The organism is Zobellella sp. DQSA1, from assembly GCF_041950555.1.
Lineage (GTDB): Bacteria > Pseudomonadota > Gammaproteobacteria > Enterobacterales > Aeromonadaceae > Oceanimonas.
This window is the reverse complement of sequence record NZ_CP169531.1, coordinates 141,114-164,076: the sequence shown is the minus strand read 5'-3', so window position 1 is coordinate 164,076 and position 22,963 is coordinate 141,114. Positions and strand designations below refer to the sequence as shown.

Annotated in this window: 25 protein-coding genes; 7 read left to right on the top strand and 18 right to left on the bottom strand. The window is 62.3% G+C overall.

Annotated elements, in window-relative coordinates:
* Nucleotides 1–68: 68 nt before the first annotated feature.
* From ACEVBK_RS00810 to ACEVBK_RS00780, 7 genes are all read right to left on the bottom strand, one after another.
* Complete coding sequence (locus ACEVBK_RS00810; RefSeq protein WP_375056749.1) at nucleotides 69–941, bottom strand: aspartate/glutamate racemase family protein; 873 nt, start codon at nucleotides 939–941, stop codon at nucleotides 69–71.
* A gap of 25 nt (nucleotides 942–966) precedes the next feature.
* A complete protein-coding gene (locus ACEVBK_RS00805) occupies nucleotides 967–1,755 on the bottom strand; it encodes an aspartate/glutamate racemase family protein (RefSeq protein ID WP_375056748.1) in 789 nt (262 codons plus the stop codon).
* 84 nt (nucleotides 1,756–1,839) lie between these two features.
* Nucleotides 1,840–3,231 carry an NCS1 family transporter gene (locus tag ACEVBK_RS00800; RefSeq protein WP_375056747.1) on the bottom strand — a complete coding sequence of 464 codons (1,392 nt, stop codon included), beginning with the start codon at nucleotides 3,229–3,231 and terminating at the stop codon, nucleotides 1,840–1,842.
* Nucleotides 3,232–3,360: 129 nt separating this feature from the next.
* Complete coding sequence (locus ACEVBK_RS00795; RefSeq protein ID WP_375056746.1) at nucleotides 3,361–4,095, bottom strand: aspartate/glutamate racemase family protein; 735 nt, start codon at nucleotides 4,093–4,095, stop codon at nucleotides 3,361–3,363.
* Between the two features lie 386 nt (nucleotides 4,096–4,481).
* On the bottom strand, nucleotides 4,482–5,198 hold the full coding sequence (locus tag ACEVBK_RS00790; protein ID WP_375056745.1) for a YebC/PmpR family DNA-binding transcriptional regulator: 717 nt from the start codon (nucleotides 5,196–5,198) through the stop codon (nucleotides 4,482–4,484).
* A 103-nt stretch (nucleotides 5,199–5,301) separates the two neighbouring features.
* Nucleotides 5,302–6,018: a ferredoxin--NADP reductase gene (locus ACEVBK_RS00785; protein ID WP_375056744.1), complete on the bottom strand. Its 717-nt coding sequence runs from the start codon at nucleotides 6,016–6,018 to the stop codon at nucleotides 5,302–5,304.
* Between the two features lie 22 nt (nucleotides 6,019–6,040).
* The gene (locus tag ACEVBK_RS00780) at nucleotides 6,041–6,388 is read right to left on the bottom strand and encodes a hypothetical protein (RefSeq protein ID WP_375056743.1); all 348 of its coding nucleotides are present in this window, start codon (nucleotides 6,386–6,388) and stop codon (nucleotides 6,041–6,043) included.
* Nucleotides 6,389–6,563: 175 nt separating this feature from the next.
* Between ACEVBK_RS00780 and ACEVBK_RS00775 the strand changes: the two genes are divergently transcribed.
* Entirely contained in the window at nucleotides 6,564–7,016 is a 453-nt protein-coding gene (locus tag ACEVBK_RS00775; protein ID WP_375056742.1) for a GFA family protein, read from the top strand.
* A 5-nt stretch (nucleotides 7,017–7,021) separates the two neighbouring features.
* Here the strand turns inward: ACEVBK_RS00775 and bioH are convergent, their stop codons facing one another.
* On the bottom strand, nucleotides 7,022–7,801 hold the full coding sequence (bioH, locus tag ACEVBK_RS00770; RefSeq protein WP_375056741.1) for a pimeloyl-ACP methyl ester esterase BioH: 780 nt from the start codon (nucleotides 7,799–7,801) through the stop codon (nucleotides 7,022–7,024).
* Nucleotides 7,802–7,829: 28 nt separating this feature from the next.
* Between bioH and ACEVBK_RS00765 the strand changes: the two genes are divergently transcribed.
* Together ACEVBK_RS00765 and nfuA are read left to right on the top strand one after the other, a co-directional pair.
* On the top strand, nucleotides 7,830–8,525 hold the full coding sequence (locus ACEVBK_RS00765; RefSeq protein ID WP_375056740.1) for a ComF family protein: 696 nt from the start codon (nucleotides 7,830–7,832) through the stop codon (nucleotides 8,523–8,525).
* Nucleotides 8,526–8,596: 71 nt separating this feature from the next.
* Nucleotides 8,597–9,175: a Fe-S biogenesis protein NfuA gene (gene nfuA / locus ACEVBK_RS00760; RefSeq protein ID WP_202088083.1), complete on the top strand. Its 579-nt coding sequence runs from the start codon at nucleotides 8,597–8,599 to the stop codon at nucleotides 9,173–9,175.
* Between the two features lie 309 nt (nucleotides 9,176–9,484).
* Here the strand turns inward: nfuA and gpsA are convergent, their stop codons facing one another.
* From gpsA to ACEVBK_RS00745, 3 genes are read right to left on the bottom strand one after another with little or no spacing between them, the layout of a single operon-like run.
* Nucleotides 9,485–10,492 (bottom strand): NAD(P)H-dependent glycerol-3-phosphate dehydrogenase, encoded by a 1,008-nt coding sequence (gene gpsA, locus ACEVBK_RS00755; protein WP_375056739.1) that lies wholly within the window; start codon nucleotides 10,490–10,492, stop codon nucleotides 9,485–9,487.
* On the bottom strand, nucleotides 10,492–10,974 hold the full coding sequence (gene secB, locus ACEVBK_RS00750) for a protein-export chaperone SecB (RefSeq protein WP_375056738.1): 483 nt from the start codon (nucleotides 10,972–10,974) through the stop codon (nucleotides 10,492–10,494). Before secB ends, gpsA begins: the two co-directional genes overlap by 1 nt.
* A gap of 35 nt (nucleotides 10,975–11,009) precedes the next feature.
* A complete protein-coding gene (locus tag ACEVBK_RS00745; protein WP_375056737.1) occupies nucleotides 11,010–11,438 on the bottom strand; it encodes a rhodanese-like domain-containing protein in 429 nt (142 codons plus the stop codon).
* A gap of 228 nt (nucleotides 11,439–11,666) precedes the next feature.
* Between ACEVBK_RS00745 and gpmM the strand changes: the two genes are divergently transcribed.
* A complete protein-coding gene (gene gpmM, locus ACEVBK_RS00740) occupies nucleotides 11,667–13,199 on the top strand; it encodes a 2,3-bisphosphoglycerate-independent phosphoglycerate mutase (protein ID WP_375056736.1) in 1,533 nt (510 codons plus the stop codon).
* 10 nt (nucleotides 13,200–13,209) lie between these two features.
* The gene (gene envC / locus ACEVBK_RS00735) at nucleotides 13,210–14,463 is read left to right on the top strand and encodes a murein hydrolase activator EnvC (protein ID WP_375056735.1); all 1,254 of its coding nucleotides are present in this window, start codon (nucleotides 13,210–13,212) and stop codon (nucleotides 14,461–14,463) included.
* Here envC and ACEVBK_RS00730 read toward each other — a convergent pair.
* Nucleotides 14,449–14,700, bottom strand: a complete 252-nt coding sequence (locus ACEVBK_RS00730; RefSeq protein WP_375056734.1) for a YkgJ family cysteine cluster protein — start codon at nucleotides 14,698–14,700, stop codon at nucleotides 14,449–14,451. The genes envC and ACEVBK_RS00730 overlap by 15 nt on opposite strands.
* Nucleotides 14,701–14,790: 90 nt before the next feature.
* Between ACEVBK_RS00730 and ACEVBK_RS00725 the strand changes: the two genes are divergently transcribed.
* Together ACEVBK_RS00725 and ACEVBK_RS00720 are read left to right on the top strand one after the other, a co-directional pair.
* Nucleotides 14,791–15,168 carry an acetyl-CoA sensor PanZ family protein gene (locus tag ACEVBK_RS00725; RefSeq protein ID WP_375056733.1) on the top strand — a complete coding sequence of 126 codons (378 nt, stop codon included), beginning with the start codon at nucleotides 14,791–14,793 and terminating at the stop codon, nucleotides 15,166–15,168.
* 277 nt (nucleotides 15,169–15,445) lie between these two features.
* A complete protein-coding gene (locus ACEVBK_RS00720) occupies nucleotides 15,446–16,822 on the top strand; it encodes a class II fumarate hydratase (protein WP_375056732.1) in 1,377 nt (458 codons plus the stop codon).
* A 51-nt stretch (nucleotides 16,823–16,873) separates the two neighbouring features.
* Here the strand turns inward: ACEVBK_RS00720 and glpX are convergent, their stop codons facing one another.
* From glpX to ftsY, 6 genes are all read right to left on the bottom strand, one after another.
* Nucleotides 16,874–17,881, bottom strand: coding sequence for a class II fructose-bisphosphatase (glpX, locus tag ACEVBK_RS00715; protein WP_375056731.1), 1,008 nt, complete (start codon nucleotides 17,879–17,881; stop codon nucleotides 16,874–16,876).
* Nucleotides 17,882–17,909: 28 nt separating this feature from the next.
* Nucleotides 17,910–18,560, bottom strand: coding sequence for a carbonate dehydratase (can, locus tag ACEVBK_RS00710; RefSeq protein ID WP_375056730.1), 651 nt, complete (start codon nucleotides 18,558–18,560; stop codon nucleotides 17,910–17,912).
* 82 nt (nucleotides 18,561–18,642) lie between these two features.
* Nucleotides 18,643–19,500 carry an RNA polymerase sigma factor RpoH gene (gene rpoH, locus ACEVBK_RS00705; RefSeq protein WP_375058491.1) on the bottom strand — a complete coding sequence of 286 codons (858 nt, stop codon included), beginning with the start codon at nucleotides 19,498–19,500 and terminating at the stop codon, nucleotides 18,643–18,645.
* 176 nt (nucleotides 19,501–19,676) lie between these two features.
* Nucleotides 19,677–20,630, bottom strand: a complete 954-nt coding sequence (gene ftsX, locus ACEVBK_RS00700; protein WP_375056729.1) for a permease-like cell division protein FtsX — start codon at nucleotides 20,628–20,630, stop codon at nucleotides 19,677–19,679.
* Nucleotides 20,627–21,292, bottom strand: a complete 666-nt coding sequence (gene ftsE / locus ACEVBK_RS00695; RefSeq protein WP_375056728.1) for a cell division ATP-binding protein FtsE — start codon at nucleotides 21,290–21,292, stop codon at nucleotides 20,627–20,629. Before ftsE ends, ftsX begins: the two co-directional genes overlap by 4 nt.
* The gene (ftsY, locus tag ACEVBK_RS00690; RefSeq protein WP_375056727.1) at nucleotides 21,293–22,963 is read right to left on the bottom strand and encodes a signal recognition particle-docking protein FtsY; all 1,671 of its coding nucleotides are present in this window, start codon (nucleotides 22,961–22,963) and stop codon (nucleotides 21,293–21,295) included. It lies immediately after the preceding gene.

Below are 22,963 nucleotides of genomic sequence, written 5' to 3'. Positions count from 1 at the left end.
CGCATACCTGGTTCAGACGGGGTCAACAGCCCCCCTTTATCCCGGTGCGGAGGACAGGAGACTGTTGATTAACCCTGCCGGATGGCGGTGGCCAGTTCAGCCGACAAGCCGACGCTGTCTATCGCCGGCAACCCCTGCCGGGCTCCCGCGGGCATAACGACCACCCGTGCGAGCATCTCGGCCGTGGCCACCGCGACCGCGACGTTGTCGATCAACGGCACGCTGACACGATCGGCCATCAGCCGGGGCATGCCCGCAACCGCCGCTCCGCCCAGTACCACGCATTCGGCCCCATCATCCCGCACACAGGCTTCGGACAGCTCGGCCAATAACGACAAGGCCCGCTCCCGGTCCGCAACGATCTCGGCGCCGGTCAGCGGGATGGCGCGTACCGACGCCACCCGTTCGGACAGCCCCAGGGCCTGGACCCGCTCCTGCAGCATCGGCACCCAGCGCACCCCACCGGTCAGAATCGAACTGCGCCGGCCGAACAGCAAGGCGGCGGACAGGGACGCTTCCAGCATGTCCACCACCGGGAACGGAGCTAGTTCCCGCAGCGCCGGCGCCCCCAGGGCCCCGAATCCGGCCAGGATGGCGGCATCGAAGGCCGTATCCGTGGCCAGGACGCGGCTCAGACCGTCGAGCGCCGCATGGCCGGCCACCGCGACCGACGCATGGGTGCCGACATAGCGGGGCCCGAACTCGGCGGTCACCCCGACAAACTCGGTGCCAGGGCTGGCACTGCGCCGGGCCTCGGAGGTAATCACCTCGGTAAACTCCGGCGAGCTGTTGGGATTCAATATCAGGATCCGCAAGGGCCGCCGGTTCCCCGACCGTTCTTCCGCCCCGGCGGCCGCAGCACCTTTCGGCAGCAGCATGGCAGACAGCAGGGCCGCCGAGGTACCGGTCATAAACCGGCGACGATTGAGCTCTGGCATCATTCTGTTCTCCTGTCTCGTTGAGCCGTTACTCACCCTGGATCGCCTTGACGGCGGCACGGGTCGCAGCATTCACGGCCACCACCAGGGGAACCTCGAAGTCCGGTTGCAGCCGTAATGCCGAAGCCGATAGCGGGCCACCACCCATGATGACCGCTTGCGCCCCGTCGTGCTCCACCGACTCCGTCACCGCGGCGGCCAGGGCCTGATCCAGCTCTGCCGGTGACTTGACCAGTTCCATGGGATCTCCGCTGGTGACCCTGGTGCCGCGATACAACGACTCGTATCCCAGCTCGGTCGCCTTCTGTCGGAACGATTCGATAAGCGCTTCATCCGGGGTAACGGTCACGATGCCGAACCCGCGCTGGCCGCGCGCCGCTTCATGAAACACCTCTTCACCGATACCGAACACCGGAATATCCACCACGGCGCGCAACTCCTCCAGCCCAGGATCGCTGAAGGCCGAAACGATAAGCGCGACCACCTGCTCGTCTGCGGCGGCTTCCACGCCGATCGCCACCACGCCCGCAACGGCATCGAGCATGTCCTGTGGGGTGGTGAGCAGGGCCGGCGCCCCCGTGTTGCTTCTTCCCACCACGTTCACCGCCCCCGCGCTTTCGAATCGGGCAAGGTCAACCATAGACTGCGTGGCCTGTTCGTTGGAATTGGGGTTGATCAGCACTATGGTTTTGGCAACATTCGGCAGGGAACCGATGCCGGACGAGGCGTCGGCCAACACGGGCGTCGTCAGGGACAGGGCCAACAGGTAACCGGTAAAACGGCAGCGAGGGAGCAGTCGTGAGCGGAATATAACCATGGGGTTATCTCTCCATATCCATTGGTAAACGAAACAAATAAAGAAGCACCCCACCCAGGATAAGTGGGCGGGGCGCAGAGACCATTACTGACGGAACCGCTGGCAGGGCTGCCAGTATTGCATCAGCAGGTAGTAGATGATGCCGGCGGGCAGCAGGCTGGCATACCAGGACACGGAGGAAAAGGTCAGGGCCACGGCGGCGCCGGCCAGGGAGGCGACCACCGCCCCGTAGTTGACGCCCCGGTAAGGACCGTTCTCGTCATAGAGCTTGTCCAGATCCAGCTTGCGGCGACGCAGGATGAAGTAGTCCACCACCATCACCGCGAAGATGGGGCCGAGGAAGGCGGAGTAGGTCTGCACGAACAGCTGCAGCCCGGCGGAGGATTCGTCCTTCACCAGTTCCCAGGGGAAGGTGCAGAAGGCCAGCAGGCCCACCAGTATGGTGGAGGTGCGGAACTTCAGCTTGAACACGTCCATCAGGATATAGGTGGGCGGCACCACGTTGTTGAGCACGTTGGTGGTGACTTGGGCGAAGGCGATGAACAGCAGGGTAATCACCAGCAGCGGGGTGTTGTCGACGGCGCTGGCAAACACCTGGATGGGGTCGGACACCCCGGTGGCACCGGACACCATCAGCCCGATCAGCCCCATGAACAGGGTACAGGGCAGGATGGACATGGCATAGATGACGGTGAGCAGGCCCGGCTTGGTGCCTTCCTTCAGTTCCCGGGAATAGTCGCTGACGTTGAGCATCATGGTGCTGTAGATGCCGAGGAACAGCATGGTCGCCCCCCAGAACGGCAGTCCCCAGGTACCTTCCATATTCACCAGATTGGTGGTGATCTCGTCGCCGTAGCGGTTGATCACGCTGTAGAACATGTACACCAGCGCCAGCAGGATGAAACCGCTGCCCACGTTTTCCAGCCATTTGATGCCCTGAAAGCCGAAGATCGACAGGCCAATCTGCAGGAACTGGAACAGGATGAAGAACAGCACCAGGTTGTCGAAGCCGAACAGGGTAGCCGATACCGCGTTCAGGGCCCCGGCACCGATCCAGCTCTGGAAACCGTACCAGACGATGGCCGGTACCGCCCGCACCAGCCCCGGGAAACGGGTGCCGGCAAAGCCAAAGGCGCCGCGCGCCTGCACCATGAAGGGAATGCCGTACTTATAGCCGGCAGCGCCATTCAGGGCCAGAGCAATACCTATCACGAAGCAGCCGATGGCGATGGCCGTGGTTGCCTGCAGCAGGTTGAGGGTACCCACTATGCTGGAGCCCATGGTAAAGGTACCGATGGAGACACAGCCGCCGAACCAGGCCAGCAGGTAGGAAACCCGCCCCATGATCCGATGTTTCTGGGGAGCCAGGGATTCTTCACCGGCTTTCTTGTCATGCCCTTCGACGGCAGCCGCCGGCTTGGCATTGGCCTGGGCCATGGGAATCGCGGTTTCGCTGTTAACTTGTTGGATTGCCATTGGTTTATCCTCGGTATTCCATCACTGGGGTCGCGTTGTCGCCACCCTTTCCTCTGCCGGCTGCCTTGAGCCGTGCATCCTGTTCAGGCAACCGGGTGTCCCCGACTGCCGCTGTTGGCCGCCCCCGGATCAGGCGATTTTCAGGTTACGCCCGGGGTTGGCCAGTTCGGGTCGGGGCCAGTTGAAGGTCATTACCTTGCTGGTTCCCAGTTTCATATCCACCATGGCCTCACAGAGTTTGACCGCGGCCAGGGTGCCATCGATCACCGGAATGCCGATTTCCTGCTCGATATAGGCACGATACTGGGACATGCCGGCACAACCCAGTACGATGGCCTCGGCCTTGTCTTCTTCCCGCGCCAGCAGACACTCGGCGATCACCTTGGCGATGGCCTCATCGGGTGAATTGGCCAGATCCAGTACCTTCATCGGGGTCGTACGGATCTTCTTGCACTGCTCACTAAACCCATAACGGCTGACCAGGTGCTCGGTCATAAAACGGACCCGCGGTGCCGTGGTCACCACGCTGAAGCAGGCGCCGACCATGGCCGCCATGTGGAAGGCCGCCTCGGCGATGCCCAGTACCGGTTTGTCGGTCAGCTCGCGGGCGGCGTAGAGGCCGGGGTCGCCGAAACAGGCCAGCACATAGGCGTCGATACCCTGCTCCCGGTCGCCTTTGGCGATTTCTTCCAATACGCCGGGTACCGCCAGCGCTTCGTCGTAAAAGCTTTCGATGGCGCTGGGCCCGCTGGCGGGGCTGACCGCCAGGATTTCGGTATCGGGCCGGGCTACCGTATCGGCCAGCCGCTGCAGGGCGTCGGTAAACGACTGGGTGGTATTGGGGTTGATGATCTTGATCCTCACGATTAGCTCCTCGTTCACATAAATGCTGATTTATTGTTAACGATTTAATACTAGATCAACATTTAACATTCCGCAAACATGTTTACAAAATTAATTTCAATCGTAAAAAGAAAAGGCAACTATCATGCCATCATTGATGAAACAATCACCATAAACATCATAACCGATTGAATATAAATACTTTTTAACCATTCACGGGGAAACGATGGCAGCCAGACTCTCTGCCCGGCAGGCCAGAGGGAAGAAAAAATGCGATATTTTGGTGCACCAACAGGGTGAAGATTGTTAGCGATTTCCCGGTTCGATGCAGCGGCAGGATATAAAAAACCCTCCGCGAGGAGGGCTCTGACAACGCAGGGGCCCGACCGGGCTCCTTGTATTGGAGATCAGTACTCGGCGTTGTGGTAGACGTTCTGCACGTCGTCCACGTCGTTGAGCATGTCGAGGAATCTCTCGAGCTGGGCCACATCATCGCCGCTGACCTGGGTCGTGGTCTGGGGCACGAACTGGATGGCGTCCACCTCGAAGTCGATGCCCTCGAAGGCTTCCGTCAGCGCCTGCTTGGCCTTGAAATATTCGGTATGGGGGGCGAACACGGTAATCCGGCCATCTTCGCTCTCGATGTCGGTCACGTCCACGTCGGCCATCATCAGGGCCTCGAGTACGGCGTCTTCGTCGTCGCCTTCAAACGCCAGAATGGCGCAGTGATCGAACATGTGGCTGACGGTGCCGGAGGTGCCCAGCTTGGCCTTGACCCGGTTGAAACACTGGCGCACATCGCCGATGGTTCTGTTGGGGTTGTCGGTCAGGCAGTCCACAATCACCATGCAGTTGCCCGGGCCGAAACCTTCGTAACGGGCGGGAGAGAAGTCCTCACCGGCGCCGCCTTTGGCCTTTTCCAGTGCTTTTTCAACAACATGAGCCGGCACCTGGTCTTTCTTGGCACGCTCGATCAGGCCACGCAAAGACAGGTTGCCGTCAGGGTCTGCTCCGCCCGATTTGGCGACCACGTAGATCTCGCGACCGTATTTGCTGTAGACCTTGCTCTTGGCATTCGCCGTTTTGGCGATGGATTCTTTGCGGTTTTGATAGGCTCTGCCCATGTGATCATCTCGTTGCTCATCGGAAGAGCGCGAATTTTACACACAGAAAAGCGGCAGATCTATTTTCCTGGCGCTTCAGGGCGGATTTTCGCGGTCCGGGCCACTAATAACCGGCAAATTCCTCGGTGCGCAGCCGATCTTCGGCCACTCCGAGCCGGCCCAGCATGGCTCTCATCGCCGCCACCAGGGTCGGTGGGCCGTCCAGAAAATAGAGCGGGGCCTGCACATCGTCTAGGTAGCGCGCCAGCATGGCCTCGTCCACATACCCCCGCTCACCCTGCCAGCCCGGTGTCGAAGGCGCCGTCATGGTCGCTACCAGGGTGCAGCGGGGAGCCCCCTTGCAGGCCCCCTGCAGTTCATCCAGGAAGGCCGCGTCCTGCGGGCGACGGTTGGCATAGAACAGCACCAGGTGCCGGCCGTCATCCTCCGACAAGGCCTGCAGCAGCATGCTGCGCACCGGGGTAATACCGATGCCGCCGGTGATGAACACCACCGGAGTACGGGTATCGGCCGGCAGCACGAAGTCGCCGTAAGGGCCTTTCAGGGTCAGCCCGGCGCCGGGTGCCAGGCCACTCAGCACCCGCTTGAAGGCGCTGTCCCGGATCCGGGTGGCCACCATCAACTCCGCGTCGGCGGGCACCGAGGCCAGGGACAGGATACGGCCATTGCCTTCTTCATCGGTTTCCGGCGGATCGATCAGCACCAGCCGGACGCACTGACCGGCCTTGAACACAAAATCGGCGGGTTTGTCGAAGTAAAACGCCAGGGTGCCGTCGGCGACCTGCTGCTTGCGCTTGAGGATGATAGGGTAACTGGCCATGCTCCGACTCCTGAATGTTGGACTACGCTTCGATATCCAGGGCGGTACCGGCACTCTCGCCCCGGCTGTGGTAGCGCCGGTTGATCACATCGAGCCGACGACTCATGGCCGGGTTGGCGCCAATCCGGCAGAGGCCGCCCGGGTGCAGGCCGAGCCAGGCTTCAAAGGCCGCTTCCCGCCGGCTGCGGTCCCTGTCTTTGTCCCGCTTGCGGATGGGTACATAGGGCTGCACCGCCTTGATCACCGGGATCACCGGACGACGGATGTTATCGGCCTGGGCCGCCTCCGTGGTGGGCTGGGCCAGGTTGGGGACCAGATTGGGCAAAATCACCGGTATCGCCATCACTACCTCCATCGCCGTTGTCAGCATCCTTATTATGGCCCCTGATGATGGCCCTTGCCGCCCGATTTCGCACCCACCGCGGCCGTGCACGACAGGGCTGAGCGGCACGCGCCAACAGCGATAAGAGGAAATAGAGATAAGGGGCGCAAAACGGGCTGCCGGCCCCTACACTTAGCCGCATCCACCACAGGGAGAAAACGGCATGCACACCGAGCTGGAAGGCGGCTGCCTCTGCGGCAGGCTGCGTTACAGGATCACCCAGGCCCCCATCGATGCCGGCTTTTGCCACTGCCGACTCTGCCAGCGCGCCAGCGGAGCGCCCGTGCTGGCCTGGTTGACGGTCGCAATCAGCGGTTTCGACTACCGTCGGGGAACCCCGGCGGCATTCGATTCCAGCCCTCACAGTCAGCGGGAGTTTTGCCCCCACTGCGGCACCCAACTGGCCTTTCGCCGGCGCCAGCACGCCACGACGGTGGACGTGACCCTGGCCAGCCTGGACCATCCCGCCCGGCTCGCCCCCCAATACCATATCTGGCGGCAAAGCCGCATCGACTGGTTCGAGACCGCGGATGCCCTGCCCCGCTATGAGAATGCCGGCCCGGACCACCACGGGGACGCACTCACCGGGCCCGATAGCGCTACCCCGAGCGGGTAACGCCGTCAGGCGCCGCTGTTCAGCTCGAGCAGGAAGCGACGGATCCGCTCGGCGGTGGCGTCGGGGTGGGAAATAAAGGGGGCGTGGGAGGCTTTGGGCTCGATATGGCTCAGGCTGTGCGGTGCCAACTCGTCGACCAGGGCGGCGGCCTTGCTCGGCACCAGGCCATCGAGCCGGCCATAGAGCCGCAGCAGCGGTACCCGCAGCTCGGCCAGCCGCGATCGCAGATCCACCTCGCCCAGCAAGGCCAGGCCGGAAGCCAGGGCCCCGGCGTCGGGGACGGGTTTGCGGGCCAGGCTGTCACGCAGGCGGCGAATATCGTCACGGGCATGCTCGCTGCCCATGGCCTGTAACGCCAGGAAACGGTTCACCACCTGCTGGTGATCTTCCGCCAGTTGCTGCTCGAATTCCGCCAGCACGCCAGGCTTGATGCCGGGCCAGTCGGCCTCGGCCACAAACTTGGGTGAACTGGCGAGGGTAATCAAGCCGCTGATCCGCTCGGGTGCGCGCAGGGCAGTATGGGTGGCGATCAGACCTCCCAGGGACCAGCCCAGCAGGGCCGAACGGGCGGGGATGCCATCCGATACCGCCTCGGCCCAGTCATCCAGCCCGGCCGACGGCGGCAATGCCGGGCTGTGGCCAAAGCCGGGCAGATCCACCAGGTGCAGCCTGAAGTCGGCTTCCAGTCGTTCCGCCAGCCCCTGCCAGACGGCGCCGTTCATGCCCCAGCCATGCAATAGCACCAGGTCCGGCCCCCGCCCCCGTCGTTCTACATATACACTCATCACAGACACCCGTTATCGATAGCGTTCCATGATAAGACGCCTGACCGCCCGCTTACAATCCTGTCCGCTCTGGTGGGGCCAGTGCCTGCTGTGCCGGCAGGACTGTCAGCATCAAGCCCTGATCTGCCGTCAATGCCAGGACGAACTGCCCCGGCTGGAACGCCCCTGCCCGCTATGCGCCTTTCCCCTGCCGGTAGACGACGCCCACTGCGGTCACTGTCAGCGCTCACGGCCACCCTGGCAGCGTATGCGGGTACTCGCCGACTTCGTCGCTCCTTATGGCCGACTTATCCACGATCTCAAGTATCATCGCAAGGTGCTCAACGGCCGCCTGCTCGGCCAACTGCTGGCCGACGCGGTCGAACCGCCCTGGCCCGAGGCGATATTGCCGGTGCCGCTGCACTGGTGGCGTCGGCTACGACGAGGCTACAACCAGGCGGAGGAAATCGCCCACGGGCTACATCGGGTGCTGGGCATACCGGTCGACCGCCGTACCTTGCGCCGCACCCGGGCCACCCCCTCCCAGACCCACCTCGACCGTCGCCAACGCCAGCAAAACCTGCACGGCGCCTTTGCCGCACCTCCCCTGGGCTATCGCCATGTCGCGCTGCTCGACGATGTTATCACCACCGGCACCACCATGATGGAACTGACCCGTCTGCTGCACAGCCAGGGAGTGGAACAGGTAGAAGTATGGGCGCCCTGCCGCACTCTTGAGCACTGACAACTATTCAAGCGACAGCAACAAGAGTATGATAAAAGTTGAGTTGTTTAGTCAGGTTTACGAGGATAGCGATGATTACGATTTCCGAGACCGCCCAGGGCCACTTCCGCAAACTGTTGTCGCAGCAGCCGGAAGGCACCAATATCCGGGTGTTTGTGGTCAACCCGGGCACTCCCAATGCCGAGTGCGGTGTTTCCTATTGCCCTCCCGATGCGGTGGACCACGACGATTTGCATCTGCCCTTCGAGGGGTTCGAGGCCATCGTTGATCAACAAAGTGTCGCTTTTCTCGACGCGGCCGAAATCGACTTTGTCAGCGACCAGATGGGCTCCCAGCTCACCCTGAAGGCGCCCAATGCCAAGATGGCCAAGGTGCCGGAAGACGCCCCCCTGGCCGATCGGGTGGAGTATGTGCTGCAATCCCAGATCAACCCGGGCCTGGCCAGCCACGGCGGCAAGGTGGTGCTGACCGAAATCACTCCTGACGGCTTGGCCATACTGCAGTTCGGTGGTGGTTGCAACGGCTGCTCCATGGTCGATGTCACCCTGAAGGAAGGCATCGAGAAGCAACTGCTCGAGCTGTTCCCGGGTGAACTCACCGGGGTACGCGATGCCACCGAACACGAGCGCGGCGAGCATTCCTACTACTGAGCCGCCGGCAGCAATCAATACAAAAGGGAGCCTCGATGGCTCCCCTTTTGTTTGTCGATAAGGCCTGATGCCCCCGGAAAAACCGGACAAAGGGCCAATCCCGCCGACACGCCGCAAGTACATCCATGTAGGCGCGCACATGCCATCCATGGCATGTAACGGTCGGCGGAACCGTTCCCTTTGTCCGCTTGTTTTAGCATCGAGGTCGCCCGCAGGAACCAGTTTGTCGATATGTCACCGAACCGATCAAGGCTGAGGTGGTCTTATTTGCCCCCCGATACCCTCTTCCAGCATCAAGCCCAAGCGGCGTTATTCCGCCTTGCGATCCCGGCTCAGCAGGGCCAGGGCCGCTTCCTTGGCGTCCTTGCCTTCATACAGCACCTGGTAGACCTGCTCGCAGATGGGCATTTCCACCCCGTGGCGGGCGGCCAGCTGATGCACCTCGGCGGCATTGCGATAGCCTTCCACCACCTGGCCGATGTCGGCCATGGCGGTGTGGACATCCTTGCCCTGCCCCAGGGCCAGGCCGAAGCGACGGTTACGGGACTGGTTGTCGGTGCAGGTCAGCACCAGATCCCCCAGCCCCGCCATGCCCATAAAGGTGTCCTGCTCGGCGCCCAGGGTCACCCCCAAGCGCTGCAGCTCCACCAGGCCGCGGGTGATGAGCGCGGTGCGGGCATTGGCGCCAAAGCCCAGGCCGTCGGCCAGACCGGCACCGATGGCGATGACGTTCTTGACCGCGCCACCCAGTTGCAGGCCCACCATGTCGTCGTTGAGATAAACCCGGAAGGAGCGGCCGCAGTGCAACAGATCCGCCAGCTCCCTGGCGAAGTCGCCGTCGGTGGAGCCGAGGGAGATGGCGGTGGGCAGGCCCATGGCCAGCTCCTTGGCGAAGGTGGGGCCGGACAGCACCGCCAGCGGTATCCCCTCGCCCAGTATCTCCCGCGCCACCTGCTGCAACAGGTTGCCGGTGGCCGGGTCCAGGCCCTTGGTGGCCCAGGCGATACGGCTGTCGGGGCGCAGTAAGGGTTTGATCTGCCGGAGCACCTCGGCAAACACATGGCTCGGCACCACGATCAGCAGATTACGGCTGGCCCGCACCACCCGTGCCAGGTCGGCCTCGGGCTCCAGGCTGGCGGGAAAGGGCGCGTCGGGCAGGAACACCTTGTTGCAGCGATCGGCGGCCAGGGTCGCCACCTGTTCGGGCCTGTGGCTCCACAGCAGGGTGCGATGGCCGTTGCGGGCCAGGGCAATGGCCAGGGCCGTACCATAGGAGCCGGCACCCAGAACCGAGATGGCGGCGGCATCCTTGGTCATCAGGCATCCGCCTGCTGTTGTTGCTGGGCGCGCTGCACATGGGCGGCGAACAGGGCGTCGAAGTTCACCGGCGCCAGGTTCAACTGCGGGAAGGAACCCTTGTTCACCAGGCTGGCCACGGTTTCACGGGCATAGGGGAACAGGATATTGGGGCAGAAGGAACCCAGGCAATGGGCCAGTTGCGGCTCGGCCATGTTGCCGATGGTGAAGATGCCGGCCTGCTGGATTTCACACAGGTAGACGGTTTCCGCCTCGCCCATGCTGCAGGTAACGGTCAGGGTCAAGACCACTTCAAACACGTTGTCACCCAGGCGGGCGCTCTTGGTGTCCAGGTCCAACTTGACTTCGGGCTTCCATTCCTTCTGGAACACCAGGGGAGTCCCCGGCGCCTCGAAAGACATGTCTTTCAGGTAGATACGCTGGATCTGGAATTCAACCTGTTGCTGGGCCTGGGTGTTGGCGCCGTTTGCTGCTTCAGCCATGAGGATGTCCTTATATAGAATGCGGTTTAGAGAAATTAACGTTTGGTGACCGGCAGGTTCTGGCTGCGCCAGTCCGCCATGCCACCGCGCAGGGCGTACACCTGCTTGAAGCCGGCCTTGGTCAGCAGGCGACCAACGCCACCGGTGGTCATACCGGTTTCGCACACCAGCACCAGGGGCTTGTCCTTGAACTTTTCGATCAGGTTCAGGTTATTGGCCTTGAGCTGAGTGTTGGGCACGTTAACGGCACCGGCAATATGGCCCTTGCGGAAGTCCTCGGCGGAGCGAACATCCACCACGGCGGCGTCCTGCTTGTTGATCAGCAGCACCGCTTGCTGGGAAGCCACCACCTGCACCTTGCTCAGCTTGGAAGCGACGGTCATGTACACCACCGCCGAAGCCAGGCCCAACCAGGCCATGGTCAGCAAGGGATGATTGGCGGCAAAATCGAGATACTCTTGCATGATGTTACTTCTTTCGGATCAAAATGCGGAAAAGCCCGAGTATACATGGGGTATCAACAAATAACAGCAGCAGGCTCCCAATAGCGGATATCGATAGGCAAGGCCTGCGTCGCCCATCGGAAATACCCCGGGTCTACGGCTGGTGACTAAATCGGCAATTGTAGTAATATGACGGATAGTTTCAGCTTTCTTCATTTTGACTTTCAAATAACAACATAGGGTTACACTATGAACTCGACCAAAAAACCCCTGGTACTCATCATTCTGGATGGCTGGGGTTACAGCGACAAGACCGAACACAACGCCATTCACACCGCCCGTACGCCGGTGATCGACAACCTGATGAACACCCGCCCCTCGAGCCTTATTTCGACCTCCGGCCACGACGTCGGTCTGCCCGACGGACAGATGGGCAACTCCGAAGTAGGCCACGTCAACATCGGCGCCGGCCGCATCGTCTATCAGGATCTGACCCGTATCGACAAGGCCATCGTCGACGGTGACTTCTTCACCAACTCGGCGCTGACCCAGGCGGTGGACGCGGCCAAGGCCAAGGGCCGGGCGGTCCATATCATGGGCCTGCTGTCACCCGGTGGCGTACACAGCCACGAAGACCAGATCGCCGCCATGGTCAGGCTGGCCGCGGAACGCGGTGCCGATGAAATTTACCTACATGCCTTCCTCGACGGTCGCGACGTGGCCCCCCGCTCCGCCCAGGGCTCCCTCGAACGTTTCGATGCCCTCTTCGCCAAACTGGGCAAAGGCCGGCTGGCCTCCGTCGTCGGACGCTACTTCGCCATGGACAGGGACAACCGCTGGGATCGAGTGCAGAGCGCCTACGATCTGCTGACCCAGGGCAAGGCCGAGTTCCAGTATGCCTCCGCGGTGGAAGCCCTGCAGGCCGCCTATGCCCGGGAAGAGAACGACGAGTTCGTCAAGGCCACTGCCGTGGGCGAGCCGGTCGCCATGCAGGACGGCGACGCCGTCATCTTCATGAACTTCCGCGCCGACCGGGCTCGTGAAATCACCCGCGCCTTCGTGGAAGAGGACTTCACCGGCTTCGAACGCGACGCCCGCCCGAGCTTAAGCAACTTCGTGATGCTCACCGAGTACGCCGCCGACATCCACACCAGCTGTGCCTACCCGCCCGAGCAACTGGCCAACACCCTGGGTGAATGGCTAGCCAAGCACGACAAGACCCAGCTGCGGATCTCCGAAACCGAGAAGTACGCCCACGTCACCTTCTTCTTCAACGGCGGCATCGAAGACTGCTTCCCGGGCGAGAAGCGCGAGCTGATCCCGAGCCCCAAGGTAGCCACCTACGATCTGCAGCCGGAGATGAACTCCGAGCAGCTCACCGACAAGCTGGTCGAGGCCATCGAAAGCCGGGAATTCGATGTCATCATCTGTAACTACCCCAACGGCGACATGGTCGGTCACACCGGCGTGTTCGAGGCGGCAGTCAAGGCCTGCGAAGCGGTCGACCGTTCCATCGGCCGGGTAGTCACCGCACTGGAAGCCGTGGGCGGCGAAGCGCTGATCACCGCCGACCATGGCAACGCCGAGCAGATGATCAACCCCGAGACCGGCGAGGTCCACACCGCGCACACCAACCTGCCGGTGCCGCTGATCTACGTGGGTCGCGACGCCACCCCGGTGGAAGGCGGCCGCCTGTCGGATCTGGCGCCCACCATGCTGACCCTGATGGGCATGGAAATCCCCGAGCAAATGACTGGCAAGCCTCTGATGGTTCTGAAATAATCAGGGCCCTATGGGCAGGCAAAGACTGATTACTTCATTATTGCTTAGCACCGGCCTGATGGCCGGTGCTTTCGCTTGGGCGGACAACAGCGCCGAGCTCAAGAACGTGCAGGGACAAATCGCCAGCCAACGGCAGGACGTCCAGCAGCAGCAACAGCAAGTAAAGGAACTGCAACAGCAGCTCGCCAAGGATGAAAAGGCCATCTCCGCCCTGGCGCGGGAGCTGAACCAGACCCGCAACCGGCTGACGGAACTCGAAGTCAACCTGGCCCGACTGGATCGGGAACACAGGGAGCTCAACCAACAGTCCGAACGCCAGCAACGATTGCTGGCGGAACAACTCCGGGCCGCCTACCAGAATGGCCGCCACGATTACCTGAAATTACTGCTGAACGGCCAGGACAGCACCGACATCGATCGGCTGCTGCACTATTATGCCCACCTCAATCAGGCCCGGGCCGACGCCCTGAAAGAGCTGGCCCGAACCCGGGAGCAACTGGCCGACAACCGCCGCCAGGCGGAGCAGAGTCGCCAGCAGCTCAACCAGTTGCTGGCCCGCCAGCAGGGCGAGCAGCAGAAGCTCAATGATCAGCAGGCCAAGCGCAGTGACACCCTGAAAAAACTCAACGCCAACCTGGAGCAGGGCAACCAGCGCCTGACCAGCCTGCAGCAGGCCGCCAACCAGCTGGAGCGGCAGATCAAGGCCGCCCAGGAAAGGGCGGCCCGCGAGCAGGCCGCCCGGGAAAAGGCGGAACGGGAACGGCTGGAGCGTGAACGGCTGGCTCGGGAGCGGGCAGCACAGCAAACCGCCGGAGGACAACCGAGCGCTTCGGGCAGAACCCCGGTGGTCGCCAAGCCAAGCGGTAACTTCGGTGGCCTGGCCAAGGGCTCCCTGCCCTGGCCGCTCAACGGCCAGCTGGTTCATCGCTTCGGTGCGGCCCGTACCAGCCAACTGAGCTGGAAGGGCCTGTTGATCGGCGCCGGCGTCGGTCAGGAAGTAAAGGCGGTGGCCAACGGCCAGGTGGTGTACGCCGACTGGCTCAACGGCTTCGGCATGGTGATGGTGATCGATCACGGCAAGGGCTATATGAGCCTCTATGGCCATAACCAGTCCCTGCTCCAGGGGCCCGGCGACAGAGTCAGCGCCGGCCAGGCCATTGCGCTGAGTGGCGAAAGCGGCGGTCAGTCCCGGTCAGGACTCTATTTCGAGATCCGCTATCAGGGCCAGGCCATCGATCCCCTGCCCTGGCTAGCGCGTCGCTGATTCCAGTTCGTCGATAAGCCAAAGCGCCTCGCCGCGGCTCCCCCCGCAGACATCCTCGGCCGCCTTGAAGCGATCACACACCGGCGGTCGCTCCGGCTTGCCGAACAGGGCGCAGCGCATGTCCGCCAGCAGATGAATACAGGCTTCGCCGGCGGCCTTGCCCTCCGGCATGCCCGGTATGGGCCCACTGATACTGGGGGCGATGCAGCAGGCACCGCAACCGCTTCGACATTCCATGAACTTACCTCTCGACAGGATTGCCCAGTATAGCGATTGCACGGGCGTGCTTCATGTTAAACTGATGCCTTTATGGCAAAGGATCCCATTATGCGCCTGACCGTATCTTGCCTCTCCCAGCTTCCCGAAGAACACCGTCCCCACACCGCATTGATCTTGCAGGAAACACCACTGCCCGACCAGGCCGTGTTCTACCTCGCCACCTTCAACGACAGGGCCGTGGCCCTGGCCTGGCGTCAGGATGAACGGCTCGGTTTTATCGCGGTACGCGACCTGACCCGCCGCCGGGGCATCGGCAGCGAATTGCTGCGCCAGGTACGGCAGGAAGCGAAGGCGGCGGGCCTGACCAGGCTCGAGTGCGATCCGGCGCAAGCGCCGGAAGGGGAGCGGGAGGGGCTCTCCGCCTTTTTGCAGGGCCAGGGCTTCCGGCCCCGGGAAGGAGTGCTAAGCTGTTGTCTGTACGAATAAAGGCAGGGACAGACTACCGACAAGCCGTCAGACAATATTGAGCAGGCGACTCCCCTGCAAAACAGGCGGACAAAGAGAACGGCTCTGTCGACCGTCACATGCGCCGAGCGTCACAGGGGGTGAGCCTGCTCGCCGTAACGAGTCGTTTCAGCCTGATCGAGCATCCAGTGAATGCTCGCAGCAGGCTGAAACGGGAAACTCCCCAGCCCAAAGGGAAATCAAAGAATAGCAGCTCCTTGTTTTCGCAGCCCCAGGCCAACCACAGAAGGAAAGGGTAATGAAGATGAGAACCGAACGGGACTCCATGGGTGACATCCAGGTGCCCGCCGATGCCCTCTACGGCGCCCAGACCCAGCGCGCCATCAACAACTTCCCCATCTCCGGCCAGCATATGCCCGGCGCCTTTATCCGCGCCCTGGCCAAGATCAAGGCGGCCTGCGCCCATGCCAACGGTGAACTCCAGCGACTGGAGCAGGATAAGGCCGACGCCATCATCAAGGCCGCCGAAGAGGTTATCGCCGGTCGTCATGCCGATGCCTTTCCGATCGATGTCTACCAGACCGGCTCCGGCACCAGCACCAACATGAATCTGAACGAGGTGCTGGCCCACCTGGCCGCCGCCAGCCTGGGCCGTCCCGTGGGCGCCAACGACGACGTCAACATGGGGCAGAGCTCCAATGACGTCATCCCCTCCGCCATCCACGTCAGCGCCGCCCTCGCCCTCAGCCGCGAGCTGCTGCCCGCCCTGCACCGGCTGGAACAGGCCATCCTCACCAAGGCCGAACAGCTCGGCGGCCGGGTCAAGACCGGCCGTACCCACCTGATGGACGCCATGCCGCTGCGTTTCGAGCAGGAGCTGGGCGGCTGGGCGACCCAGGTGCGCCACGGCCGGGAGCGGCTGGAAGGGCTGCAGAGCCGGTTGCAGCAACTGGCCCTGGGCGGCACCGCCATCGGCACCGGCATCAACGCCGATCCGCGCCAGGCCGAGCTGGCCTGCGATTACCTCAACCGCCACACCGGCCTCGACTTCTGCCCGGCGGAAGACTACTTCTACAGCCTGAGCAGCCAGGACACGGCGGTGGAGCTGTCGGGCCAGCTCAAGACCCTGGCGGTGGCGCTGATGAAGATTGCCAACGATCTGCGCTGGATGAACTCGGGCCCGCTTACCGGCCTGGCCGAGATCCAGCTGCCGGCGCTGCAGCCCGGCTCTTCCATCATGCCCGGCAAGGTCAACCCGGTGATCCCCGAGGCGGTGGCCATGGTCTCCGCCCAGGTGATCGGGCTGGATACCGCCATCACGGTGGCGGGCCAGTCCGGCAACTTCCAGCTCAACGTCATGCTGCCGCTGGTGGCCAACAACCTGCTCACCATGATCCGGATGCAGGCCAACAGTTGCCCGCTGCTGGCCGATACCATCGCCGGCTTTACCGTCAACCAGGAGCATATCGACCAGAGCCTGGCCAAGAACCCCATACTGGTGACCGCCCTCAACCCGGTGATCGGCTACGCCAGGGCCGCCGAGATCGCAAAAAAAGCCTATGCGGAGCGCAGGCCCATACTGGAGGTGGCGCTGGAGCACAGCGGCCTGTCGGAAGAAGAGCTGCGCAAGCTGCTGGATCCGGCGGCCCTGACCCATGGCGGACAAGGGGAATAAAAGTAAAAAGGGATGCGCTGGCATCCCTTTTTTAACCCCATACGCGGGTAATTACAGGATAATATCCTGCAATTCCTTGTCCTTGCGAGACAGGATATGGGTAGAGCGGATACGGCGGATGGTGCGGGACTTGCCACGGATCACCAGGGTTTCGGTGTGAGCGTAGTGGCCGTCGCTGCTGATGCCTTCCAGCAGGTCACCCTTGGTGATGCCGGTGGCGGAGAAGATCACGTTGTCGGTGCGGGCCATCTCTTCCAGCTTCAATATCTTGCCGACCTCGATGCCCATCTGCTTGCAGCGCTCGATCTCCTGCCGGCCCAGCTCCAGATTGTCCTCGCCCGGCCCCTTCACCTCATAGCGCGGCACCAGCCGGGCCTGCATGTCGCCGTCCAGGGAGCGTACCACGGCGGCGGAAATCACTCCCTCGGGGGCACCGCCCACACCGTAGAGCATATCCACTTCGCTTTCAGGGATACAGGCCAGGATGGAGGCGGCCACATCGCCGTCAGGAATGGCGAACACCCGCACGCCCAGGCCCTGCATGGTCTTGATCGCCTTGTCGTGGCGCGGCTTGGCAAGGGTGATGACGGTGACGCGGGACAGGGGCTTGTTCAGCGCCTTGGCCACTGCCTTGATGTTCTGCTCCAGGGACTTGGCCAGATCGATGGCGCCCTTGGCACCGGCACCGACGATCAGCTTTTCCATGTACATGTCGGGGGCACGCAGGAAAGCGCCCTTCTCGCCTACCGCCATCACCGCCAGGGCGTTGGACTGGCCCATGGCGGTCATGCGGGTGCCCTCGATGGGATCCACCGCGATATCCACCTCGTCCCCGCCCAGACCGACTTTCTCGCCGATATAGAGCATCGGCGCCTCATCGATCTCGCCCTCGCCGATCACCACCTCGCCGCTGATTTCGATTTCGTTCAGCACATGACGCATGGCCGCCACGGCCGCCGCATCGGCGATGTTCTTGTCACCCCGTCCCAACCACTTGTAGCCAGCCAGGGCGGCCGCTTCGGTCACCCGGGAAAATTCAATGGCCAATTCACGTCTCATGGAAAGTTCCTAATAATTCAAGTTATCGCTATTTGCCCAGTATCCGCTGGCGGAAGATACGGTATACATCGGGTATCTGATCGAAGCCGTTGACGCAGACATCCAGATCGTGCAGCTTGCCGTCCTTGATACCGTACACCCAGCCGTGTACCGACAACGACTGGCCACGCTTCCAGGCATTCTGCACTATGGTCGTGTGGCACAGGTTGGCCACCTGTTCCACCACGTTCAGTTCGCACATGTAATCTTCCCGCACCTGCCGGTCGTCGATTGCCTCCAACGCTTCCTGATGCTTGAAATAGATGTCCTTGATATTGCGCAGCCAGTTGTCGATCAGCCCCAGCTCCTTGTTCTGCATGGCGGCCACGACCCCGCCGCAGCCGTAGTGGCCACAGACGATGATGTGTTTCACCTTGAGCACTTCAACGGCATATTGTACCACCGACAAACAGTTGAAGTCCGTATGTACCACCAGGTTGGCCACGTTGCGGTGCACGAACACATCACCGGGCAACAGGCCGGTGAGCTGGTTGGCGGGTACCCGGCTGTCGGAGCAACCGATCCACAGGTATTCGGGGGCCTGCTGCAACGACAGCTTCTCGAAGAAAGTCGGGTCTTCGGCCTTGATTTGCTCGGCCCATTCCCGGTTGTTGTCGAACAGATGCTTCAGCATTTTCATGGGGGCTATCCTGCTTTCCGATGGTTGATATGCTTACGGAAAAAAGGCCCCATCGGGGCCTTTTTCACTGATTCGTTATCGCTCAGGCATCCATGGCTGCCTTGAGCTTCTTCAACGCGGTTTTCTCCAATTGACGGATGCGTTCGGCGGAAACCCCGTATTCGTCGGCCAGGCTCTGCAGCGTGGTCTTGTCGTCTTCTTCCAGCCAGCGGGCCTGGATGATACGCTGGCTGCGCTCATCGAGGGCGGACAAGGCGGCACGCAAACGACGGTTGGCGCTCTCTTCCCAATTCGCTTCCTCCACCTGGTGGGCCACATCCGAGCTCTTGTCTTCCAGATAATGCACCGGCGAGAAGCTGGTATCCTTGTCATCGTCATCGGAGGCCAGGTCGAAGGCCTGATCCTGGGCGCTCATACGCGACTCCATCTCCAGCACCTCGGCGGTCGACACTCCCAGGTCCTGGGCGACGGTTTCTACTTCCTGCTGGTTGAACCAGCCCAGCCGCTTCTTGGACTTGCGCAGGTTGAAGAACAACTTGCGCTGGGCCTTGGTGGTAGCCACCTTGACCACCCGCCAGTTACGCAGCACATATTCGTGGATCTCGGCCTTGATCCAGTGCACCGCAAAAGACACCAGGCGCACACCCACGGTGGGATCGAAACGCTTGACCGCCTTCATCAAGCCGATATTGCCTTCCTGGATCAAATCCGCCTGGGGCAGGCCATAGCCGGAATAGCTCTTGGCGATGTGCACCACAAAGCGCAGATGGGACATGATCAACTGCCGGGCGGCACCGAGATCGCCGTCATTCTGCAGCCGTTCGGCCAATGCTTTTTCTTCTTCCGCGCTGAGCACGGGAATGGTATTTACCGCCTGGATATAGGCCTCCAGGCTGCCCTGGGGTACCAGGGCGAAATGGCGCTGAAAATCTGTCGTCATCAAACTCGTGTTCATTACATGACTCCGTATCAAACGGCTGCGGTTCGCACCCTGCAATGACCTGGGTTGTCTGGTTCCGTATGCACCGGGCTGCGGAAAATGTATTTATCTTATACTAAATGTCAAGCCGGATCGCCCCTCGCTGCCCATATCGGACCACAAACAGCGGTAAAGGTTCAGCCTGGCTCTATCGCCCTGATATGGCGTCGCACCGAAAATCCCGAGGCCAGCAGGCTGAGCAGGGTTCCGGTCAGGATCAGCCACAGGCTTTCCCGAACACCCAATCCCAGCAGGTGGAAGTCACTCTGGTACAAGGCGGCCAGGGCATTGACCTTGTGGCTGAGCCAGAACACCATCACCAGGGTCAGCCACCAGGCCAGCAGGCCGCCGATGATACCGTACCACAGGCCGACGTATAAAAACGGCCGTTGGATGAAACCCTCGGTTGCCCCCACCAGCTTCATCACTTCAATCTCGTAACGGCAGTTGAGAATATTGAGCCGCAGGGTATTGCTCACCACCAGCAAGACTCCGGCCAGCAGCAACACCGCCATGCCCACCACCGCCTGGCGCAGCAGATCCACGATACCCGACAAGCGGGCCAGCCAGGCCATGTCCAGCCGGGCCGTAGCCACCGCAGGCTCGGCGTGCATATCGGCCAGCAGCAGCTCAGCCGCTTCCGGTATCCGTCCGCTTTCCGACAGGTTGAGGATAAACACCGCCGGCAGGGGATTGTCCTCCAGCAGGGACAGCGCCTCGGCAAAGCCGGCGGCACCGCTGAAATCAGACAGGCCCTGCTCGGGACTGATATAGGTGACCTTATCGATCTCCTCCATCTCACCCAGGCGTTGTTGCAAGTCGGTGAGCTGAGCCTCGTTGACCCCCTGCTGCAGGTAGAGGCTGATCTGGGCCTGGCTCTGCCAGAACTGGCTCACCGACTCGGCATTTTTCAGCAACACATAAAAACTGGCCGGCAACGCCAGGCTGACCCCCAGTACCGCTATGGTCATCAGCGAACTCAGGGGCGTGCGCCACAACTCACCCAGGCTGGCGAACAGCTGGCGCAGGTGATCCACCCAGTACATGGCCAGCCGCTGGGGCCAGGCCAGTTTGTGTTCTTGCTTGCTCATGCGGGCTCCTCCGCCTGCATACGGCCGGCATTCAGGGTCAGGGTGCGGTAACGCAGGGAATTAATAAGACCGGTGTCGTGAGTGGCGATCAACACGCTGACACCCACCCGGTTGAAGGCTTCGAACAGACGCAGTATTTCCATCGACAGCTCGGGATCCAGATTGCCGGTAGGCTCGTCCGCCAGCAGCAACGACGGCTTGTTGACGATGGCCCGGGCGATGCCTACCCGCTGCTGCTCGCCGCCGGAAAGCATCGGCGGAAAATAGCGATCCTTGCCGTGCAGGCCGACCTTGTCGAGCGCCGCCGATACCCGCCGGCGGATATCCTGGTGGCTGTAGCCTTCGATAACCAGCGGCAGTGCCACATTGTCGAATACGGTACGGGCATTGATCAGGTGATGATCCTGAAAAATCATGCCGATACGCCGGCGCACATAGGGGATATCGCCCCGGCGGATGCGGCTGACGTCCTGGTCATTGAAAAAGACCTGGCCGTCGGTAGGTCTTTCCATCACGCTGATCAGCTTGAGCAAGGTACTCTTGCCGGCACCGGAGTGGCCGGTCAGGTACGCCATTTCCCCTTTCTGGAGGTGAAAGCTGACCCTCTGCAGGGCCTGAAAGCCGCCGCTGTATACCTTGCTAACCTGCTCGAAGCGGATCATTTATTCTTCCCGGCTAAAGAGAGCGTCGATAAATTCTTTTGAGTTGAAGGGGCGCAAGTCGTCGATTTTCTCGCCCACCCCGATGTAGCGTATAGGAATACCAAACTTGTCGGCCACCGCAAAGATCACCCCGCCCTTGGCGGTACCATCCAGCTTGCTCAGGGTAATACCGGTAATGGGTACGGCCTCGTTGAAGATCTTGGCCTGACTCAGGGCATTCTGGCCGGTGCCCGCGTCCAGGGTCAGCATAATCTCGTGCGGCGCGGTGGCATCCACCTTCTGCATCACCCGCACGATTTTCTTCAGCTCTTCCATCAGGTGCGCCTTGTTCTGCAGGCGACCGGCGGTGTCGGCAATCAGCACGTCTATCTTGCGTGCCTTGGCCGCCTGCACCGCATCGAAGATCACCGACGCCGCATCGGCGCCGGTATGCTGGGCGATAACCGGTATCCGGTTACGTTCGCCCCACACCTGCAACTGCTCTACCGCCGCGGCACGGAAGGTATCGCCGGCGGCCAGCATCACCGATTTGCCTTCGGCCTGGAACTGGCGTGCCAGCTTGCCGATGGTGGTGGTCTTGCCCACGCCGTTGACGCCCACCATCAGGATCACATAGGGCTGGTGCTCGCCGTCGATCACCAGGGGCTTGTCCACCTTGGCCAGGATTTCGCCCATTTCTTCCTTCAGCAGCTCGTACAGCGCTTCGCCGTCCTTCAACTGGCGGCGGCTGGCCTGACGAGTCAGGCTGTCGATGATCGACATGGTGGTTTCCACCCCGAGATCGGCCGTCAGCAACTGGGTTTCCAGTTCCTCGAACAAGTCGTCATCAATCTTCTTGCCGCGGAACAGGCCGAAGAAGCCGGATCCCAGGTTCTGGCGGGTCTTGAGCAGCCCCTGCTTCAGACGCGCAAAAAAGCCCTGCTTAGGGGGCTCGGCAGCCGGCGTGGCCTCTTCGGCCAACCGGGCCTGCTCCGCGGCTTCCTCTTCCGCTGCCAGGAGAGCCTCTTCCTCTACGGCCTGTCGAGCCTCTTCCTCTGCTCGTACGGCGGCTTCTGCCGCCAACCGGGCCTGCTCCGCCGCTTCGGCTGCCGCCGCCAACCGGGCCTGCTCCGCCGCTTCGGCTTCTGCCGCCAACCGGGCCTGTTCCGCCGCTTCGGCTGCCGCCGCCAACCGGGCCTGCTCCGCCGCTTCGGCTGCCGCCGCCAACCGGGCCTGCTCCGCCGCTTCGGCTGCCGCCGCCAACCGGGCCTGCTCCGCCGCTTCGGCTGCCGCCGCCAACCGGGCCTGCTCCGCCGCTTCGGCTGCTGCCGCCAACCGGGCCTGCTCCGCCGCTTCGGCTGCCGCCGCCAACCGGGCCTGCTCCGCCGCTTCGGCTGCCGCCGCCAACCGGGCCTGCTCCGCCGCTTCGGCTGCCGCCGCCAACCGGGCCTGCTCCGCCGCTTCGGCTTCTGCCGCCAACCGGGCCTGCTCCGCCGCTTCGGCTACCGCCGCCAGGCGGGCCTCTTCTTCCGCCTTCCGTTCGGCCAGAGCTTCTTCTACCTCTGCCACGCCGGCTTCGGCCTCCGACGCAATGGCCGACTGCTCCACCGCCTGTTGTTCTTCTGCTGTGTCCCGCTGCTCTTCTTTGTTCTTGCCAAAGCCCAGCCAAGAGAAAAAACCTTTTTTCGCCAT

Coding starts and splice junctions, on each gene's coding strand:
- ftsX (WP_375056729.1), bottom strand. CDS start 20,630: ATGAGCAAGCAAGAACACAAACTGGCCTGGCCCCAGCGGCTGGCCATG.
- ACEVBK_RS00780 (WP_375056743.1), bottom strand. CDS start 6,388: ATGCTGACAACGGCGATGGAGGTAGTGATGGCGATACCGGTGATTTTG.
- ACEVBK_RS00810 (WP_375056749.1), bottom strand. CDS start 941: ATGATGCCAGAGCTCAATCGTCGCCGGTTTATGACCGGTACCTCGGCG.
- ACEVBK_RS00745 (WP_375056737.1), bottom strand. CDS start 11,438: ATGCAAGAGTATCTCGATTTTGCCGCCAATCATCCCTTGCTGACCATG.
- ACEVBK_RS00775 (WP_375056742.1), top strand. CDS start 6,564: ATGCACACCGAGCTGGAAGGCGGCTGCCTCTGCGGCAGGCTGCGTTAC.
- glpX (WP_375056731.1), bottom strand. CDS start 17,881: ATGAGACGTGAATTGGCCATTGAATTTTCCCGGGTGACCGAAGCGGCC.
- envC (WP_375056735.1), top strand. CDS start 13,210: ATGGGCAGGCAAAGACTGATTACTTCATTATTGCTTAGCACCGGCCTG.
- bioH (WP_375056741.1), bottom strand. CDS start 7,801: ATGAGTGTATATGTAGAACGACGGGGGCGGGGGCCGGACCTGGTGCTA.
- ACEVBK_RS00800 (WP_375056747.1), bottom strand. CDS start 3,231: ATGGCAATCCAACAAGTTAACAGCGAAACCGCGATTCCCATGGCCCAG.
- ACEVBK_RS00720 (WP_375056732.1), top strand. CDS start 15,446: ATGAAGATGAGAACCGAACGGGACTCCATGGGTGACATCCAGGTGCCC.
- ACEVBK_RS00730 (WP_375056734.1), bottom strand. CDS start 14,700: ATGGAATGTCGAAGCGGTTGCGGTGCCTGCTGCATCGCCCCCAGTATC.
- ACEVBK_RS00790 (WP_375056745.1), bottom strand. CDS start 5,198: ATGGGCAGAGCCTATCAAAACCGCAAAGAATCCATCGCCAAAACGGCG.
- can (WP_375056730.1), bottom strand. CDS start 18,560: ATGAAAATGCTGAAGCATCTGTTCGACAACAACCGGGAATGGGCCGAG.
- ACEVBK_RS00725 (WP_375056733.1), top strand. CDS start 14,791: ATGCGCCTGACCGTATCTTGCCTCTCCCAGCTTCCCGAAGAACACCGT.
- ftsE (WP_375056728.1), bottom strand. CDS start 21,292: ATGATCCGCTTCGAGCAGGTTAGCAAGGTATACAGCGGCGGCTTTCAG.
- nfuA (WP_202088083.1), top strand. CDS start 8,597: ATGATTACGATTTCCGAGACCGCCCAGGGCCACTTCCGCAAACTGTTG.
- ACEVBK_RS00805 (WP_375056748.1), bottom strand. CDS start 1,755: ATGGTTATATTCCGCTCACGACTGCTCCCTCGCTGCCGTTTTACCGGT.
- gpmM (WP_375056736.1), top strand. CDS start 11,667: ATGAACTCGACCAAAAAACCCCTGGTACTCATCATTCTGGATGGCTGG.
- ftsY (WP_375056727.1), bottom strand. CDS start 22,963: ATGGCGAAAAAAGGTTTTTTCTCTTGGCTGGGCTTTGGCAAGAACAAA.
- rpoH (WP_375058491.1), bottom strand. CDS start 19,500: ATGACGACAGATTTTCAGCGCCATTTCGCCCTGGTACCCCAGGGCAGC.
- ACEVBK_RS00785 (WP_375056744.1), bottom strand. CDS start 6,018: ATGGCCAGTTACCCTATCATCCTCAAGCGCAAGCAGCAGGTCGCCGAC.
- gpsA (WP_375056739.1), bottom strand. CDS start 10,492: ATGACCAAGGATGCCGCCGCCATCTCGGTTCTGGGTGCCGGCTCCTAT.
- secB (WP_375056738.1), bottom strand. CDS start 10,974: ATGGCTGAAGCAGCAAACGGCGCCAACACCCAGGCCCAGCAACAGGTT.
- ACEVBK_RS00765 (WP_375056740.1), top strand. CDS start 7,830: ATGATAAGACGCCTGACCGCCCGCTTACAATCCTGTCCGCTCTGGTGG.